Genomic DNA, 17,662 nt, shown 5'->3' with positions numbered 1-17,662 from the left:
GGGAGAGTTTTGTACCGGTTGAGCTCATGTACGCCGTGTGCTGGGAGAGTTTTGTACCGGTTGAGCTCATGTACGCCGTGTGCTGGGAGAGTTTTGTACCGGTTGCGGCCATGTACGCCGTGTGCTGGGAGAGTTTTGTACCGGTGAGGGTACCCTGCGCGGCTAGTGGGTTGTGGTCTGCGCGAGAAAATTCGCCCTGCGGGGAGTGCGCGCGTTGCAAACGCGACATTTTTCGCCCAGCGCGCCGAAAATAGCCCAAAACGGAGAGTTTTTGCCGTGCTGGGCGAGTATTTTCGCGGAGGGTGCCCGCCAGTGGACGTGCTGGGCGAGTTTTGTCGCGGTGTGTACCTGGATCGGGGCGTCGGGAGGCTTTTGTCGCGGAACAAGGCCGCGATGCAGGCCCGCGCCACCCGCCCGGCAAGGCCCGTAGTAACCCGGGCGGCAACCATAGCCCCAGCCCGACAGCCCCTTACCCCTGGCCGGTGAGGGTGAGGTAGACGAGGAACAGGTTGAGGGCGACGATGACGGCCGCGATGAGGAAACCCGTCACGCGCAGGGGACGATTGTTGACGTAGTCGCCCATGACCTCACGGTTTGCGGTCAGGCGCATGAGCGGGATGATCGCGAAGGGGATGCCGAATGACAAGGCGACCTGCGAGACGACGAGCGCCCACGTGGGTTCGGCGCCGGCGCCCAGGATGATGAGCGCGGGGATCAAGGAGACGAGGCGGCGAACGAGGATGGGCACGCGGATGTGGAGCAAGCCGTTCATGATCTCGGAGCCAGCGTAGGCACCCACCGACGTGGAGGCGAGGCCGGAAGCGAGCAGGCCGACCGCGAAGACAGTGCCGACGATGGGTCCGAGCGTGGAGGAGATCGCGGCGTGTGCGCCCTCGATCGTGTCGGTGCCGCTCTGGCCGGCCAGCGCCGCGGCCGCCAGGAGCAGCAGGCCGATGTTCACCAGACCCGCGATGCTCAGCGCCCAGTAGATGTCGATGCGGGTCGCGCGCAGCAGGCGCGTGAGGTGTCCGGAGGAGTGGTGGGCGTCGCCGGTGGAGGGGCCGAGCTCGTCGGCCTCGTGGTCGTTGACGAGGGAGGAATGCAGATAGACCGCGTGCGGCATGACGGTTGCGCCCAGCATGGACGCGGCCACGAGGACCGAGTCGGTGCCCTGGAAGCGGGGGAGGAGCCCGCCGAGCATGCCTGAGGGGCTGGGGGGTGCGACAAAGAGGCCCGCGAGGAAGCCCAGCGTGATGATGACCAGCAGGCCGACGATGATTGTTTCGAATTGGCGCTGTTTGCCTTCGCCTTGGACGACGAGAAGCGCCATGGACACGGCACCGATGATGACGCCGCCCCACAGCAGTGAGATCCCGAAGAGGAGGTGGAGGGCGAGCGCGCCGCCGATGACTTCGGCGAGGTCGGTCGCGGCGGCCACGATCTCCGCTTGGATCCAAAAGGCGATGCGTCCGGGCTTGGACATGCGATCACCCAGGAGGGCGGGCAGGGATCGGCCGGTGACGAGGCCGAGCTTGGCGGAGAGGTACTGGATGACCATCGCGAAGATGTTCGAGGCCACGAGGACCCACACCAGCAGGTACCCGTAGCGCGCGCCCGCCGTGATGTTGGCGGCGACGTTTCCGGGGTCGACGTAGGCCACGGCCGCGACGAAGGCGGGGCCGAGGAGGGGGATGAGCTTGTGGTGCTGCGCGGTGTCCGTGTTGGTCACGGGAAATCCTCACTGCTGGTGGAAATACTTCGTCTAACCGAAAGATTACTCGGGTTGGCACTCGCATGGAGTGGGAGAGTGGCGCATGGGACGCGTATGTGGCCAGGTTTTCATCCACGGACCCGAGGAGAGTTCGCGGATAGGTGCACAGACCCCGTAGTCTAAAGGGGTGACTCCTGAAGAACTTGCTACTCTCATCCGCGCGACCCTGCTGGACGCTGCCGCCGCCGGTCGCATTTCGATCGACCCTTCGCTGGTCCCCGACCCCGTGACTGTGGAGCGTCCGCGCGTGCGTGAGCACGGCGATTGGGCGACCAACGTCGCGATGCAGCTCGGTAAGAAGGCCGGCATGGCTCCGCGCGAGTTCGCGCAGATCCTCGCCGATGATCTCTCGGCCGCGGACGGCATTGACTCCGTCGAGGTCGCGGGTCCGGGCTTTATCAACATCCGCCTGGGTGCGGGTGCTGCCGGCGAGCTGGCGCGCACGATCGTCGAGGCCGGTGCCTCGTACGGCCGCAACGAGACCCTGGCGGGTCGCTCGATCAACCTTGAGTACGTGTCTGCGAACCCGACGGGTCCCGTGCACCTGGGTGGTGCCCGCTGGGCCGCCGTCGGCGACTCCCTGGCCCGCCTCATGGCTGCCTCCGGTGCCGCCGTGACGCGCGAGTACTACTTCAACGATCACGGCTCGCAGATCGACCGCTTCTCCCACTCCCTGTACGCCCGTGCCATGGGCCGCGAGGTTCCCGAGGACGGCTACGGCGGCCAGTACATCGCCGACATCGCCGACCAGGTGCGCGCCGACGCGCGCGCGGCCGGCGAGCCTGACCCGATCACCCTGCCCGAGGAAGAGGCGATTGAGGTCTTCCGCGCTCGCGGTGTCGAGCTGATGTTCGCGGAGATTAAGGAACGCCTGCACTCCTTCCGCGCCGACTTCGACGTCTTCTTCCACGAGGATTCGCTGCACACGTCCGGCGCAGTCGCCGATGCGATCGAGCGCCTGCGCGAGCGCGGGGAGATCTTCGATGAGGGTGGCGCGGTGTGGCTGCGTACGACCACCTACGGCGACGATAAGGATCGCGTCCTCATCAAGTCGGACGGCCAGGCCGCGTACTTTGCGGGTGACGTCGCTTACTACCTGAACAAGCGCGAGCGTGGCGCGGATGCCGCCATCTACCTGCTGGGTGCCGACCACCACGGCTACATCGGCCGCATGATGGCCATGTGCGCCGCCTTCGGCGACAAGCCGGGCGAGAACCTGCAGATCCTCATCGGCCAGCTCGTCAACCTGGTGAAGGACGGCGAGCCCGTGCGCATGTCCAAGCGCGCCGGAACGATCGTGACCCTCGATGACCTGGTCGACGCCGTGGGCGTGGACGCGGCGCGCTACGCTCTCGTGCGCGTGTCGATGGACACCCAGGTCGACATCGACCTGAACCTGCTCTCGCAGCACTCCAACGACAACCCCGTCTACTACGTGCAGTACGCCCACGTGCGCACTTGCAACGTGGCGCGCAACGCCGCCGAGCATGGCGTCACCCGCGACGTCGGCTTCGACCCGGCGGCCCTCGACTCCGAGGCCGACGAGGCCCTGCTGGCCGCTCTCGCCCAGTTCCCCGCGCAGGTTGCGCAGGCCACCGAGCTACGCGAGCCACACCGCATCGCCCGCTACCTCGAGTCCCTGGCCGCGACCTACCACGCATGGTACGGCCAGTGCCGCGTGACGCCTCGCGGCGACGACCCGATCGAGCCCGGCCACGTCGCCCGCCTCTGGCTGAACGACGCGGTGACCCAGGTGCTGCGCACCGGCCTCGGCCTCCTTGGCGTGAGCGCCCCCGAGAGGATGTGAGTCGGTGAGCGAGACGGAGAACGTCGCTGCCCTCACCTGCCCGACGCCCGATGAGCGCCCGGACCTGTGGCCGTGGAGCGCCACTCGAGAGAACGGTGTGCTGCGCGTGGGAGGCGTCGATTTGACCAGCGTCGCCGCCGACTTCGGCACGCCCACCTTCGTGCTCGATGTTGAGGCCATGCGCGGCCGTGCCCGCGTGTGGGCGAGCGCGATGGCCGAGGAATTCTGGGACGGCTACGGCATGAACGGCGGCGACGCCTTCTATGCTGGCAAGGCCTTCCTGAGCGCCGACGTCGCGCGCCTGGTCGCGGCCGAGGGCCTGGGGATCGACACCGCCTCGCTCGGTGAGCTGAGCCTGGCCCTGCGCGCTGGCGTGGATCCCTCGCGCATCGGCCTGCACGGCAACAACAAGTCGGACGCGGAGATCCGCCTGGCCCTCGAGGCTGGCATCCATCGCATCTTCATCGATTCGATGGACGAGGTTCACCAGATTGAGCGCATCGCCGCTGACCTCGGCGTCGTCGCGCCCGTCATGGTGCGCCTGAAGTCGGGCATTCACGCGGGCGGCAACGAGTACATTGCGACCGCCCACGAGGACCAGAAGTTCGGTCTGTCCCTGGCGACCGGCCAGGCGTACGAGGCCGTGGCCGCGATCAAGGATGCGCCTCACCTGGACTTCCGCGGGCTGCACAGCCACATCGGCTCCCAGATTTTCGGGACCGAGGCCTTCGCCGAGGCCGCGCGCATCGTCGTCGACTTTGCGGCGCGTGTGAAGGCCGAGGTGGGCCTGGACGTTCCCGCGATCGACCTGGGTGGCGGCGTCGGTATCGCCTACACGGGCCAGGATCCGGTCCCGACCTCACCGGTCGAGGTCGCCCGCGCCCTGGCGGAGGTCGTGCGCGAGCGCTGCGCCCACCACGGCCTGCCGATCCCGCACGTGTCCGTCGAGCCGGGCCGCTCCATCGCGGGTCCCTCGATGGTCATGCTCTATCGCGTCGGCGTTGTCAAGGACGTCTCGTTGGAAGATGGGGGAGTGCGCCGCTACGTCGCCATCGACGGTGGCATGTCGGATAACATCCGCCCGGTTCTCTACGACGCCCTCTACACGGCGACGCTCGCGAACCGAGACCCGGCCGATGCCTCGTCCCTGGTGCGCTGCCGCATCGTCGGCAAGCACTGCGAGAGCGGCGACATCATCATCCGTGACATCGACCTGCCGGCCGACATCGCGGGCGGCGACCTGCTGGTCGTTCCCGCCGTCGGCGCGTACGGCTACTCGATGGCCTCGAACTACAACATGCTGACGAAGCCCGGCGTTCTCGCGGTCGAGGATGGGGCCGCCCGCTGGTTCATCCGCCCGCAGACGGTGGATCACCTGCTGGCCCTCGACGCCGGCCTGGAGTAACCGCCGGCCTGGGGTAAACAGAGTGCGAGACGGGGAATGCCTGCGGGTGCTCCCCGTTTTGTGTGCACTCCCTGTCTTGTGCTCCCCCAAAATTTCGCATGCAATTCCCACATGAGTATTTCAAGATTTGAAATCTGATCGTTGGTATTCTGCGGTTTTTCGGGGGTTCCAAAAATTGGGGCAGGGGAATTGCATGCGAAATTGGGGGAGGGCCCGCACAGTGAGGAGTCCGGCTTAGGTAAGCCTAGGTTTTGTTGTTACTGGCAAACTCTAGGATGATGGGCGTAGCTGCGAATGCAGCCAAAATCCTGACAGTGACAAATGAAAGTCGAGGAAACATGCGCCGCATCGCAGCACGCATCGGTCTCGTCGCCGCACTCGCCCTGTCCATGGGCGTGGCCGCGGTGAACGCCCCCTCCGCGCGAGCCGAGGAGCCCGGCCTCGTCTCTGCGCCCCGCGCCGACAATGACGAGATGAACTATGCGATCAACCTCGCGGGCACCGATCCCGAGGACCTTCAGCGAGCCCTCGCTCTCGTCCCCGGGGCGGGCGGTGCTGCCCTGGCCTCGTACCCCGAGATCGGGACTTTCTTCGCGCAGAGCGCCACGCCTTCGTTCGCGCCCGACCTGGCCGCCGCCCTACGACAGGCCGGCATCGCGATTCACTCGATCGGACCCACCCGCGTGGCCCCCGTCCTGTACTACGAGCGCGTCGAGTTGCCCACAGACAAGAAGGATGAGGCCCCGCAGTCCGGCGCGGCAGGCGGGCTGACCTCCATGCGTGAGGAGAGTGCGAGCGCCGCCCCCGCTGGTGCAAACGAGGAGGTTTTCAACTGGGGTGCGGTCGCCATGCATGCGCGCGAGGCCGAGGCCGTGAACGTCAAGCGTGCCCCGGTGACCGTCGCCGTCGTTGATTCCGGCGTTGAGGACACTCATCCGGACCTGGAGGGGCGCGTTGATACGTCGCGTTCCGTGAAGTGTTCGGTCAATGGTGTTGCCACGCAGGACTTCTATGGGTGGCGTGACGAGTTCTATCACGGCACGCATGTCGCGGGCATTATTGCGGCCAATCACAACGATATCGGCATTGATGGTATTGCTCCGGAGGCGAGCATTGTTGCCATTGAGGCGACGAACGACAATCGCCTCATCTACCCCGAGTACGTGACGTGTGCGTTCATGTGGGCGGCGAGCCATGGGGTGGACGTCGTGAACAACTCCTACTCGATGGATCCGTGGGTCTATTGGAGCCCGACTGATCCCGAGCAGGCGGCGGGCCTCGAGGCGGCCACGCGGTCGATCAAGTACGCGCAGGGTAAAGGTTTGGCCGTGATCGCGGCGGCCGGTAACGAGGGCGTCGACATTGACAATCCGACGATCGATAACGGATCCCCGACCGACGTGCCCACGCCGACGAAGAACAGGGCCGTGAATGGCGGTATCCGCGTTCCCTCCATGCTTGATGGTGTCGCGCAGGTGAGCGCGGTTGGTCAGGCGTACAACGTGAAGCCCGGACTGTCCCTCGGTCGCGCCGAGTTCTCTAACTACGGCAACACGATCGATTTTGCCGCTCCGGGCGACCAGATTTACTCCACGGTTCCCCTGCTGTTCTACCCGAGCGGTTTCGCCGTCGCCGACGGCACGTCCATGGCGACGCCGCACGTGTCGGGCATCGCGGCCCTCATCAAGTCGGTGCACCCTGAGCTGTCCGGCGCGCAGGTCATCGACCTCATGAAGAAGCAGGCGGCGGCCAATTACGGGCGCCTCAACGCGCCCATCGACGGCAGGGAGTACCGCGGTTACGGCTTCCTTGATGCGCTCGATGCGGTGACGTCCGGCGTGGATCAGATTGACGAGGCCAAGGCTGGCGCGTGGGTGAAGGACGCGGTTGGCTGGTGGTACCGCTACGAGGATGGCAGCTACCCGGCGTCGATGAGCGCTCAGATCGACGGGGCGACCTACCGTTTCGACGCGCGCGGCTACATGGTGACCGGATGGGCCCTTGAGGGTGGTCAGTGGTTCTACCACGGTGCTTCGGGCGCGCAGGTGGCAGGCTGGGCCAACGTGAACGGCACCTGGTACTACCTGGATCCCGCCTCGGGCGTGATGGCGACGGGGTGGGTGTTCGTCAGTGGCACGTGGTACTACCTGGGAGCGTCGGGTGCGATGGTGACCGGCTGGGCCTACCTCGATGGCGCCTGGTACTACCTCACGCCCTCCGGCGCGATGGCGATCGGCTGGCTGCATGAGGGCGGCTCCTGGTACTACTTGGATCCCGCGACGGGTGCGATGGTCACCGGTAGCCAGCAGGTGAACGGCGTGGCCTACACCTTCGGGCCGGACGGGCGCATGCGCTAACCGGCGGTGGTAAATCGTCGCGGTGGGGGCGGGCATCTGCGGGTGCCCGCCCCCACCGTCTTATCATGGCCCTGGAGCAGCCTTGTCCCGAGGCCGGGGTGCTATTGTCACGCCTTCCGTGCGAAGGTAAGCGGGGGAATGATTACCCGAATTTCTCGTCATTTATCGAGGTGTTGGCGGAGTTAAGCAGCGCTAAATTGTGGCGAGTGACAAACTAAAGCATGATAGTTCTGATGAGTACATTGCCGTACTCGCCAGACCCACAACCGAAAGTCGAGGAACCATGCGCCGCAATGTTGCACGCATCGGGCTCGTCGCTGCCCTCGCCCTGTCCATGGGCGTGGCCACAGCGACCGCCCCACCCACCCGGGCTGACGACCACACCGGCCTCATCGCGCCCGCCCGCGCGAGCGCCGGCCTGATGAACTACGCGATTAACCTGAGCCCGCAGGCCAGCGCCGAAGATCTCGCGCGCGCGACCTCGCTGGTCGCTACCGCGGGGGGCGTCACGCTGGCCTCCTACCCGGAGCTGGGGACGTTCTTCGCTCAAAGCGAGTCGGCCTCGTTCGCCCCGGACCTGGCCCAAGCCCTGGCGAAGGCCGGCATTTCGGTGCATTCGGTGGGGCCGACGCGCGTGGCCGCCGTGCCCGAAGCGGAACGTCAGGCCGCCCCCGACCCGCAGCCCGGACCGCAGTCCGGGGGCGCGGACCCCGCGCAGTCCGGAAGCCAGTCGGGGGCCCAGTCCGGAGCCCAGTCGGGTGGCCCGGCTTCCCTGCGCGGTGAGAGTGCGACCGAGGCTGATACGCCCGAGGAGGTCGTCAACTGGGGTGCTCAGGCGATGAGCGCTGCCGACGCGGCCGCCGTGCCGATCGCGCACGCGCCCGTCACCGTCGGCGTCATCGACACGGGTATCGACGACACGCACCCCGACCTCGTGGGGCGCGTCGACACCTCCCGGTCTGTTTCTTGCGCGCACAACGGCATCGCCTCCCAGGCCTACGGTTCCTGGCGTGACGACTACTTCCACGGCACGCACGTCGCCGGCATCATTGCCGCCAACCACAACGGCATCGGCATCGATGGCATCGCCCCGACCTCGACCCTCGTGTCCATCAAGGCCGCGAACAGCGAGCAGCTCATGTACCCCGAGTACGTGACCTGCGGCTTCATGTGGGCCGCCAGCCACGGTGTCGACATCGTCAATAACTCCTACTCGATGGATCCGTGGGTCTACTGGAGCCCCAGCGACCCCGAGCAGGCCGCAGGCCTCGAGGCAGCGACCCGCGCCATCGCCTACGTGCAGGGCAAGGGTCTGGCTGTCATCGCCTCGGCGGGCAACGACGGCATGGACAACGACAACGTCACGACCGACAGCGGGTCGCCGACCGACCTCGACACCCCGATCAAGGATCGCCCCGTCACCGGCGGCGTGAAGGTCCCCGCCATGGTCGAGGGCGTCAGCCAGGTCAGCGCCGCCACGCGCACCGACGTCGAGACCAAGCCCGAATGGTCGAACCTCAAGCGCGCCGACTTCTCCAACTACGGAAAGAGCGTCGACTTCACCGCGCCGGGCGAGGACATTTACTCGACCGTGCCCACGTCGATCTTCCCGTCCGGCTACGCCAAGACCAGCGGCACCTCGATGGCCGCACCCCACCTGACGGGCATCGCCGCGCTCATTAAGTCGATTCACCCCGACTTCCAGGGCAAGCAGGTCACCGACCTTATGCGCAAGCAGGCCGCCATGGAATACACGCGCCTGCAGGAGCCCGAGGACGGCAAGGAATACCGAGGCTACGGCTTCATCAACACGCTGACCACCATGCGTCGCGACCAGCCCCAGCCCACCGTCACGACCCTCCAGTACCGGGTCGGCAAGGGTGAATGGAAGGACCTGGATGGAGCGACCCTGCCCGCTGGCCCCGTCACCTTCTACGCCGAGGCCAACGCGCCGATCAGTCACCTGCACATGGATGTCGCCTCCCTGACCAGCGTCGACCGCGACGGTTCGGGCAAGTACGGTGACTCAGCCGTCGGCGTGTCCGCTGAAAACGTTGACCTCTCCTCACTCCTGCCCGAGGGCACCGACTCGGTGACCGCTCGCGTCCAGGTCAGCGCCACCGGCATCAACTTCGACCGCCAGGCCGACGACGACACGGGCCGCGAGGCCGTCTTCACCGTCTCGCGCGACCCGAACGCCGTGGCGCAGCCGACGCCCGCGCCCGACACGACGCCCGCGCCCGCTGGCCCCGCCAAGGCTGGCATCACCGCCCCCGCACGTGCCACCGAGCAGCTGCCCGCCAACTACGCGGTCAACCTGCCCAAGGGCACCGATAACGCCACCTTCCAGCGCGCCGCGGCCCAGGCCTCGTTCCTGGGCGGCCTGGTCCTGTCCCAGTACCCGGCCTTCGGCACGTTCTTCGTGCAGGCCGCCTCGCCCACCTTCTCGCCCGACCTGGGCGCCGCGCTCGTGAAGGAAGGCATCAGCTACGACTCGATCGGCCCGACCCGCCAGGCACCCGTCGGTGGCAACGAGGCCGTGGTCCCCGTTCCCTACGAGACCCGAGTCGCGGCGGACGCTGCGCTCGCGGCCGCACCTCGCTCCGAGGGAGCGCAGGGGGCTCAGGGAGCTCAGAGCGATCAAGACGCGACCCTGACCCCTGACCCACAGACGAGCAACGGATGGCACCTCCAGGCCCTGCACGCCCTCGAGGCGCAGGACGTGGACGTCATGCGCGCCCCCGTGACGGTGGGCATCATGGACCAGTCCGTGGACGATACCGTGCCGGACCTGGCCGGACAGGTCGACTATGACAAGTCCGTGGCCTGCAACGTCAACGGCGTGCCCAACCGCGACCCCGCCGCGTGGCGCTGGGACGACGCCACCCACGGCACGCACGTGGCCGGATCGATCGCCGCGAAGCACGACGGCGTGGGCGTGGATGGCGTGAACCCGACCCTGCGCATCGCCGCGATCAACGTGGCCTCGCGCAATGGTGGTTTCTTCTACCCCGAGTACATCGCGTGCGGCTTCGTGTGGGCCGCCGACCACGGCATTTCCGTCACCAACGGCTCGTACTACGTCAACCCGTGGAAGTACTGGATGCCGAACGACCCCGAGCAGGCCGCCGGCCTGGAGGCCGTGCAGCGCGCGGTCGACTACGCGACCTCGAAGGATGTCATCAACGTGGTGGCCGCCGGCAACTGGACGACGGACCTGGATAACCCGCCTGCCACCGACGATTCGTCGCCGGGCGACACCTGGGGCGCGTATGAGCGCGACGTGAAGGGCGGCGTCTACATGCCGTCGATGCTGCGCGGCACGCTCGCCGTGTCCGCCCTGCAGCTGCCCGAGGGTGCCGACCCCGCCACCGGCGTGCTTGAGCCGACGTCCTGGTCGAACTGGGGTGCGAACAGTATCGACTTCGCCGCCCCCGGCGCGAAGATCTACGCGCCGCTGACGAGCTGGTATGGCAAGGCCTACGGCAACCTGTACGGCACCTCGCAGGCATCGCCCCTGGCGGCCGCCGTCATCGCGACGCTGCGCCAGGTCCACCCGGAGATGAATGCCGAGCAGATCATTGCCCTGGCGAAGAAGCAGGCGGGCGACCCGGCGAACTGGAACCGCCTGAAGCCCATGGAGGGCCACGAGTACCGGGGTGCGGGCCTGCCCAACGCCCTGGACGCGGTGCTGAAGGACCAAGCGAAGCCCGTCATTGGCAGCGTCGAGTACTCGACCGACGGCACCACGTGGCAGCCGCTCGCGGGGGCGAGCGTCTCCGGGCGCGTCTCCATCCGGGTGACCGTCACCGGTCCCGTGACCTCGGCGCGCCTCCTCGTGGGTGAGCGTGAAGTCGCGACCGGTGTGGGCAACGGCGCGTTCGAGGGCAACTCGGTGACGCTGCAGGCCGACGGCGTGGACGTGTCCCACCCGAAGGGCACGGGACGCTTCGCGGGCGCCGCGACGGTGACGGTTGAAGCCATGGGCCGCAACAACGACGCGCGCGCCGATGACGACGCGACCCTCCAGGTTTCCTTCACCGTCAGCCCCGACCAGGTCGGCCCCGACGAGGCCCGCTCGGGCCGCTGGGTCTCCGGCGCGTTTGGCTGGTGGTGGCGCTACGAGGACGGCACGTACCCGACCTCGACGCAGCTGCGCATTGATGGGGCGATCTACCGCTTCGACGCGCGCGGCTACATGGTGACCGGCTGGGTCAGCGAGGGCGGCCACTGGTTCTACTACGGTCCCTCCGGCGGCCAGGCTGCGGGCTGGGTGAAGGTGCACGGGACCTGGTACTACCTGGATCCCATCAGTGGAGAGATGGCCAGCGGGTGGACCAAGGTGCGCGACACCTGGTACTACCTGGCGTCCTCGGGTGCCATGCGCACCGGCTGGATGCGCGAGGGTTCCACCTGGTACTACCTGGCTGACTCCGGCGCGATGGCCACGGGCTGGGCGCGCGTCGGCTCCTCCTGGTATTTCTTCGCCCCCTCCGGCGCGATGAGCGTCGGCTGGGTGAAGGACGGCGGCTCCTGGTACTACCTGTCCTCCTCCGGGGCGATGGTGACCGGGGCGCGCTGGATTGACGGCACGCGCTACGTGTTCGATCAGTCGGGTCGCCTCCAGGAGTAGGCGTCACGAGGCCGGGGTTCCTTCTCCGGTTGAGCGTCCTGGGGCCGCGCACGATTTCTCGTGCGCGGCCCCGCTGCGTTGCTTTCTGTGCGTTGCGTGCCGTGGTGCGCGGTGGTGTGTGGTTGTTCTGTTTTAGTGTCCTTGTTTTTCTTCCCAGGTGTCGGTGTTGGAGACGGTGAGGTGGCCCAGGGGGAAGGGGCCTGTTGTTTCTTTGGTGGTGACCAGGCCGTTGATGGTTTGTGTTTCTCCGGTGAAGGGGTTGGTGGCTGTACCTGCCCAGGTGGTGGTGAGCGTGATGGTGCGGGTGGCGTCGGGGTAGGGGCCGTCGAAGCGTGAGCGCCAGCCGTTGGGTGGGGTGTAGTAGTGGCGGATGAGCCTGGGGTCCTTGTTGGGGTCCATGCCCTTCTCGAAGGCCATTCCGTGGTAGGCGGTGATGGTGTGTGGGGTGCCGTCGCCCCAGTCCCATTCGTAGTTGGTGGCTTTCAGCGTGATGGTGATGTCGTGTCCCAATAGGTTGATGACGTGAGTCTGGGTCGGGTTGGTGACCGACACGAGCGTGGGAATGTACTTGTTCGTGTACGAGACGTGTGGGGGCTGCTTGTAGATCCCTGCGCCATCCGCGTGAATGGTGGCAGCAGCGTGACGCAGAATCTTCTGGGTTGAAGGAGGATCTGATGGCGTTTCTGCGGACGGAGGAGGATCGTCGCATCTCCAGTAGGTTGGGAACATCATATGACCCGAATCGTAGGAAACTGGGTGTTCACAATGGTAGCCAAACGCAAAGTCCAAAACGCTGTTCGTAGTCGTTGGTTCAGTCGCTCGAGGTGAACCCGTGTCATCTTCTGATGGTCGAGAGGGGCTTCCTACTGTGCCAGGATTATCTTCGTTCTCGTCCTCCCACATATCAGTGTTGACATCCCTATCGATTCCGTTGGCGTCAAAACCCGAACTTGGTGCGAGGGCTATCGCAGGTAGGCAATTTAAAATTAGTAAAGAAGATGAAGTGGAGGTGATTGCTAGGAAAATACGTAATTTATTCGTCATCATGATCTGTGGCGCTTCCTTGTACCTCTGTCCAGCGGTTATCTTTCCATGTCATGAATAAGGTAATTGTTGAACTGTGTTCGGAATCGTCAACAATAATGCTCTGCCCCTTGCACCTTGTTCCATTATTTGCGCTGACGCGAAAGCGAACTCCGACGGTATTTGGTGGAATCGTTCCATCTTGCGATGAAACTGCTTCAAGACGAAGCACCTCCTGTACTGTTACTGAGTTTCCATATGACCAGCCATTTGTATACATTTCTTGAGTGTTGGCAATGTGGTTCTTTGCAAAGTTCGATGATGGGTCAGACATATCGGCTAGTGGCTGAGTGTCGCCAGTATTCCAAGAATAAATCAGGAGTGCGAGGTAGTGTTCTGCGGCTGCTTCTGCGCCTCGTTCGGTATTTTCTGTGGCTTCGGCGGGGAGTTCGGGTTTCGTGTAGGTGTCCGCCGCGTATTGGGCGGGGCGCACGAGGACTCCATCTGGGCCGATCTGATAGCCGCCCGACATGGCCGCCTCGCTCGACAGTGATGGTGCGGGCGCGGGCTGCGTGGTAGGGGCTGTGGCTGCGACGCTGGGTTTTTCACCCCAGGCGTGCCACCAGCCTTCGGCGACCCCGTTGATGTAGACGGCGAAGACGGCGCCTGCGGCGAGACACACGTAGACGACACGCATCACCCAGTAGAAGGGTTCGACGTGCAGCCAGGCCTGGGCGCGCGCCCGGGCTCCCTTGGGGCGCCGCGCTTTGGCCTCGGCCCGGTGCTCGGCCCATCTGCGCCGCAGCGTGTACCTGCGCGGGGCGCATTCCTCGCGGAAGCGCTCCTCGTCCTCCTCGGTCACGGGACGCTCAGACAGCGGCGGAACCATCATGATCTCTCAACCTCCACGGTGAGGTGCCCTGCGGCGCTCCCCACCCTTGGAGGCGCGCCCTACCGTTTCAGGGTACGCGCAGAACTGACATGAAACATCAAGAATACGTAGTAATCACCATGCACGTTCTTCCACTCCGGCCGCACAAGTGTGCGCGCGACCACGCGACCCAGCCCCGGCCTCGTCAATGAGTGAAGAAGATGTTATGGGGTGGTCGCCATGCGTGGTGTGAATTTCGTATACGATATTTGTATGAGTGAGCGTCTTCTTCATGGAAAGTTCGTTAGTGACGAGCAGATTCAAGCGTGGGCTGATGAGGCTGAGCGCGGCTATGACCTGACCAAGCTGCCGCCTCCGCGTCCCGGCCGCCCTCCGGTGGGGAAGGGGCCAGGGGCAGCCGTCACAGTGCGTTTGGATGCGCAGACTCTCAACGCCCTTATGGAACGTGCTGCCCGCGAGGGGATCGATAGTCGTTCCGACGCGATACGCGCAGCCGTGCGCGAGTGGACCCATGTCGCTTAATCTCCACGCCAGCGCGCGCAAACATTTCGTGCGTGACCGGCTTACTGATGAAGCAGTCCGATATGCTTACGAGCACGCCTTGAACTCGCGGCCCCTCGATGATGAGAACGATCCAGGGTGCTGGCTCGTGGTTGGCATCGACCAATCTGGACGCGTTCTGGAAATGGTCGTCTTGATTTTTGACAGTGGCGGCGAACTCCTCATTCATGCGATGAAGGCACGTCCACAGTTTCTGGAGGAACTTCGATAGCCCCGTTCTCGGAGCTCGTGGCGCGCGAATGCCTTCAACGAACGTGGCTGCCCTCCGACCTGCACAGGGGGCGATCGGAGGACAGCCGCGCAACAGTGCCGCTCTGTTACCCCTTGCCCGCGGGTGTGAAGCCCGCTTTGTCCGGCGTCGTGCCCAGGCGCGCGGCGATGAGCTCCTTGTCCTCCTCGGACGCGAGGTCGCGGACCCACGAGGCGTAGGTGGCCTCGTCGGCGTGGACCTCCTGCGTGAGTGGGTTGCGCCGCTTGGAGACGATTGTGCGCACGTGCGCAGCGAACACCCACACGTTGGCCACCAGGGCGGCGGCCGAGAGGATGAGCATCGCCCAGGGGTTGTGGGCGCTGCGGTGGGCGAACATCGAATCGTGCATGAAGTGCGGGAACGTGAGCACGACTCCCGACCACAGCGTGAGCGTGTACGCGCGGTACTGGATCCACGCGCCTCGCCCAACCTTCATGAGAGCCGGGAGCGTGCACGAGGCCAACAGCGCCACGCCCGAGTACCACGCCCGGTCCGCCAGGCAGTTGTACACGTAGGTGAGGTTCCACAGGTCGTAGGCGATGATCCACCCGATCGTCAGGTCGCCCCAGATGAGGGCGCGCTCCTTACCCTTGGATACGAAGATCCCGACCCACCCGGAGATCGCGAGCAGGTTCAGGATGCCGGCAATGCCGTTCATGATGTTCCACGGCCCGCCCCACGTGACCATCCCCTGGGCGGGATCCACCCCGTGAATCCCGTAGCACTGGAAGTCGCGCACCACGGCCTCGGCGATGTTCACCGCGAGGATCGCGGGCGGGATGATGAGGTACCAGCGGTTGTGGCGCAGCTTGGGGAAGACCTGCAGGGCGACGAGGCACAGGGACCCCGCCAGCGCCGAGTACTGTTTCACGATCGGGAACCAGCCCGCCGAGGCCGTCCCCGCAGTCGAGTGCGGCCACCAGAAGATCGTTAGCGCGATGGGCACGACCACGAAGAGCGCAAGGACCACCCACATGTTGCGCTGGGCCAGCCACGCTGCGCCAGCGAGGAGCGCGACGACGAGGAGGAGCATCGCGTAGTCCCACCACTGACCGACCTCGAAGAAAAAGAGCGTCGGGTAGTCCGGGGGAGTGATGGCACCCATCAGCGCTGCTCCTTCCCCCAATTGGGCAGGTAGGTGCGTTCCATCTTCTGGCGGATCTGCTCCTCCCAGGAGAAGGTCGGCTCACGCCAGCCGTCGAAGTAGGAGGCGTCGACCTCGCCCGCCCACGGGCTGTCCGCGCCGGTCGGCGGCCACGACGGGTCGTCGGTGACGGGCGGGCGGATCTCGGCGACGGCCGGGGCGGACCGTCCGTAGCGGAACCACTGGGTGAAGGTCTCGTCGAACAGGGGAGTTCCGTCGTATCGGCCCGCGGGCGTGCCCGAGTTGAAGAAGCGTCCGCCCAGCATGCCGCGCATGAAGCGGCCCGTCAGGTGCTGCTTCTTCTTGAACTCGAGGACGCGCTTGACGTAGAGGTTTTGCAGGTGGGTCATGCACCCGCCGATGAACTCGATGTTCACCCAGTTCAGGGCCTTCATGGCGGGGGAGGCGGGCTCGTAGCCGATGCGCCAGTGGTTGATCAGGCGCGTGCGCCCTCCCGACAGGGGCACCATGTAGAAGCACCAGGCGGCCGCGAAGTGTGTCATCCCGGGGAAGCGGAACGCGTAGGAGCCGGGCGCTTTGGGTGGGTTCTTCGTGTCGACCCACTGGACCATGTACTTGCCGGGCACGACGTCCGCCCACTCCATTGACATGCCGTGGAAGTCGAAGGCCGCGATGTCGCCGGGCACCATCGAGTCGGGCTGCTGGAACTCCTCCTGGATCTCGTAGGAGTTGAAGAAGGGCAGGCGCGCGAAGACGCGCTCGAGGAACTCCGAGGAGAAGGATCCGGACTTTTCCGCGCCGATCTGCTTGAAGAGCCGCCACACCGCGTAGGCGGGCGCGTCGATCGTGATCGCGTAGGTCGAGGAGTAGCCGTTGTCGTAGTTGGCGTCGATGAGGTCGTCGCCCGGGTAGTGCCAGGCCTGCTCCTCGGGCGTGGCCTTGCCGCTCAGCTGGCTGAAGGCGTACATGCCCCCCAGGAGCGCGGTGGTTCCGGCGAGGCCGGCGGTGCAGAGGGTACGACGGGGTAGGCGTGTCATGGGTCCTCCTCCTTGAGGAATTGACGAGGGGCGCCCGCGCTGGCGCTGGCCCGTGGGGAGCCCCGGAACGATGGGGATTCGACGGTGAACCCCGCACACTAGGTTAGTGTTTCGGATTATGATAGCCGACAACTATTAGCCCGGTTGTGCGTTCGAAGGAGAATGCCGTGGACTCGCTTTTCCTGTGGGAGCTTGGGACTCCCAAGGTCTATCTCATCTGGCTGCTGGTGCTCGCCGCCCAGATCGCCGTCGCGGAGATTAACCGCCGGTGGAACTGGACGATCTTTGCCGTGTGGACCGTCGGCGGCATCGCCCTCATGCCCTACGCGTGGATCCACGGGACGCCGATGGTGGGATGGTTCCCGTTCGGCAAGTACGCGATCATGATCCTCACCGCCACCATGACGGGCACGGTGCTGGTGTACGCGAAGCGCAACCCGGTCAAGGCGCATAAGTACGCGATCTGGCTGGGTGTGGCCCTGTGGATCGGCCTGGCCGTCAACATCATGGAGGCGAACATCCGCGACCTGACGATCTACTTCAACGCGGATTCGTACTACGCGTGCGGTGCCGACTGGCAGTGCCTGAAGGGCGTGAACGACGCGCACACGATCGACATGATCGCAGGCTTGCCCGAGGCCAGGGGAGTGAGCGCCGAGCTGCATTCCCAGCAGTGGTACCAGGAGGTTGCCGCCAACCTGGCCGCCCGCCACGTCGGGATCGACCCGGAGACGGGCTTCCGCACGATTGGTGGGTATTGGAACCTGCTGTCCGCTGCGGCCGGCCTGCTCAACATCATCACGATCACGGGCCTGGGCAAG

The 17,662-nt window shown here is 65.6% G+C and carries 12 protein-coding genes; 7 read left to right on the top strand and 5 right to left on the bottom strand.

The window, feature by feature from the left end; all coding sequences use genetic code 11:
* Positions 1–469: 469 nt before the first annotated feature.
* Positions 470–1,729 carry an Nramp family divalent metal transporter gene (locus tag O3656_RS09885; protein WP_500063902.1) on the bottom strand — a complete coding sequence of 420 codons (1,260 nt, stop codon included), beginning with the start codon at positions 1,727–1,729 and terminating at the stop codon, positions 470–472.
* 169 nt (positions 1,730–1,898) lie between these two features.
* On the opposite strand from O3656_RS09885, the gene argS reads away from it, so the two are divergent.
* The 4 genes from argS to O3656_RS09865 all read left to right on the top strand — a co-directional run bounded on the left by argS (position 1,899) and on the right by O3656_RS09865 (position 11,973).
* The gene (gene argS / locus O3656_RS09880; RefSeq protein ID WP_500063901.1) at positions 1,899–3,578 is read left to right on the top strand and encodes an arginine--tRNA ligase; all 1,680 of its coding nucleotides are present in this window, start codon (positions 1,899–1,901) and stop codon (positions 3,576–3,578) included.
* Positions 3,579–3,582: 4 nt separating this feature from the next.
* A complete protein-coding gene (gene lysA, locus O3656_RS09875; protein ID WP_500063900.1) occupies positions 3,583–4,983 on the top strand; it encodes a diaminopimelate decarboxylase in 1,401 nt (466 codons plus the stop codon).
* 338 nt (positions 4,984–5,321) lie between these two features.
* Positions 5,322–7,340, top strand: a complete 2,019-nt coding sequence (locus O3656_RS09870) for a S8 family peptidase (RefSeq protein ID WP_500063899.1) — start codon at positions 5,322–5,324, stop codon at positions 7,338–7,340.
* A gap of 283 nt (positions 7,341–7,623) precedes the next feature.
* On the top strand, positions 7,624–11,973 hold the full coding sequence (locus tag O3656_RS09865) for a S8 family serine peptidase (RefSeq protein ID WP_500063897.1): 4,350 nt from the start codon (positions 7,624–7,626) through the stop codon (positions 11,971–11,973).
* Positions 11,974–12,105: 132 nt separating this feature from the next.
* Here the strand turns inward: O3656_RS09865 and O3656_RS09860 are convergent, their stop codons facing one another.
* On the bottom strand, positions 12,106–12,702 hold the full coding sequence (locus O3656_RS09860) for a hypothetical protein (protein ID WP_500063903.1): 597 nt from the start codon (positions 12,700–12,702) through the stop codon (positions 12,106–12,108).
* A gap of 304 nt (positions 12,703–13,006) precedes the next feature.
* A complete protein-coding gene (locus O3656_RS09855; RefSeq protein WP_500063895.1) occupies positions 13,007–13,888 on the bottom strand; it encodes a DUF6318 family protein in 882 nt (293 codons plus the stop codon).
* Between the two features lie 252 nt (positions 13,889–14,140).
* Here O3656_RS09855 and O3656_RS09850 point away from each other — a divergent pair, with 252 nt between their 5' ends.
* Positions 14,141–14,410, top strand: coding sequence for a ribbon-helix-helix domain-containing protein (locus O3656_RS09850; RefSeq protein ID WP_034475470.1), 270 nt, complete (start codon positions 14,141–14,143; stop codon positions 14,408–14,410).
* Entirely contained in the window at positions 14,400–14,660 is a 261-nt protein-coding gene (locus O3656_RS09845; RefSeq protein ID WP_500063893.1) for a toxin, read from the top strand. The genes O3656_RS09850 and O3656_RS09845 overlap by 11 nt, the downstream gene beginning before the upstream one ends.
* A 106-nt stretch (positions 14,661–14,766) precedes the next feature.
* On the opposite strand, the gene O3656_RS09840 is transcribed toward O3656_RS09845, so the two are convergent.
* Positions 14,767–15,804, bottom strand: a complete 1,038-nt coding sequence (locus tag O3656_RS09840) for a DUF5692 family protein (protein ID WP_500063891.1) — start codon at positions 15,802–15,804, stop codon at positions 14,767–14,769.
* Positions 15,804–16,841: a hypothetical protein gene (locus O3656_RS09835; RefSeq protein ID WP_500063889.1), complete on the bottom strand. Its 1,038-nt coding sequence runs from the start codon at positions 16,839–16,841 to the stop codon at positions 15,804–15,806. Before O3656_RS09835 ends, O3656_RS09840 begins: the two co-directional genes overlap by 1 nt.
* 167 nt (positions 16,842–17,008) lie before the next feature.
* On the opposite strand from O3656_RS09835, the gene O3656_RS09830 reads away from it, so the two are divergent.
* Positions 17,009–17,662: DUF5692 family protein (locus O3656_RS09830; RefSeq protein WP_500063887.1), on the top strand; the 654-nt coding region annotated here is incomplete at its 3' end.

The organism is Pauljensenia sp. 27098_8_83, assembly GCF_041432695.1.
Classification (GTDB): Bacteria; Actinomycetota; Actinomycetes; order Actinomycetales; family Actinomycetaceae; genus Pauljensenia.
The sequence above is the reverse complement of the archived record's forward strand: the minus strand, read 5'-3'. Positions and strand labels throughout refer to the sequence as shown.

What these genes read in the sequence shown, in the direction of transcription:
- O3656_RS09840 (WP_500063891.1), bottom strand. Translation starts at nt 15,804, where the DNA reads ATGGGTGCCATCACTCCCCCGGACTACCCGACGCTCTTTTTCTTCGAG.
- O3656_RS09845 (WP_500063893.1), top strand. Translation starts at nt 14,400, where the DNA reads ATGTCGCTTAATCTCCACGCCAGCGCGCGCAAACATTTCGTGCGTGAC.
- O3656_RS09860 (WP_500063903.1), bottom strand. Translation starts at nt 12,702, where the DNA reads ATGTTCCCAACCTACTGGAGATGCGACGATCCTCCTCCGTCCGCAGAA.
- O3656_RS09870 (WP_500063899.1), top strand. Translation starts at nt 5,322, where the DNA reads ATGCGCCGCATCGCAGCACGCATCGGTCTCGTCGCCGCACTCGCCCTG.
- O3656_RS09855 (WP_500063895.1), bottom strand. Translation starts at nt 13,888, where the DNA reads ATGATGGTTCCGCCGCTGTCTGAGCGTCCCGTGACCGAGGAGGACGAG.
- O3656_RS09835 (WP_500063889.1), bottom strand. Translation starts at nt 16,841, where the DNA reads ATGACACGCCTACCCCGTCGTACCCTCTGCACCGCCGGCCTCGCCGGA.
- O3656_RS09850 (WP_034475470.1), top strand. Translation starts at nt 14,141, where the DNA reads ATGAGTGAGCGTCTTCTTCATGGAAAGTTCGTTAGTGACGAGCAGATT.
- O3656_RS09865 (WP_500063897.1), top strand. Translation starts at nt 7,624, where the DNA reads ATGCGCCGCAATGTTGCACGCATCGGGCTCGTCGCTGCCCTCGCCCTG.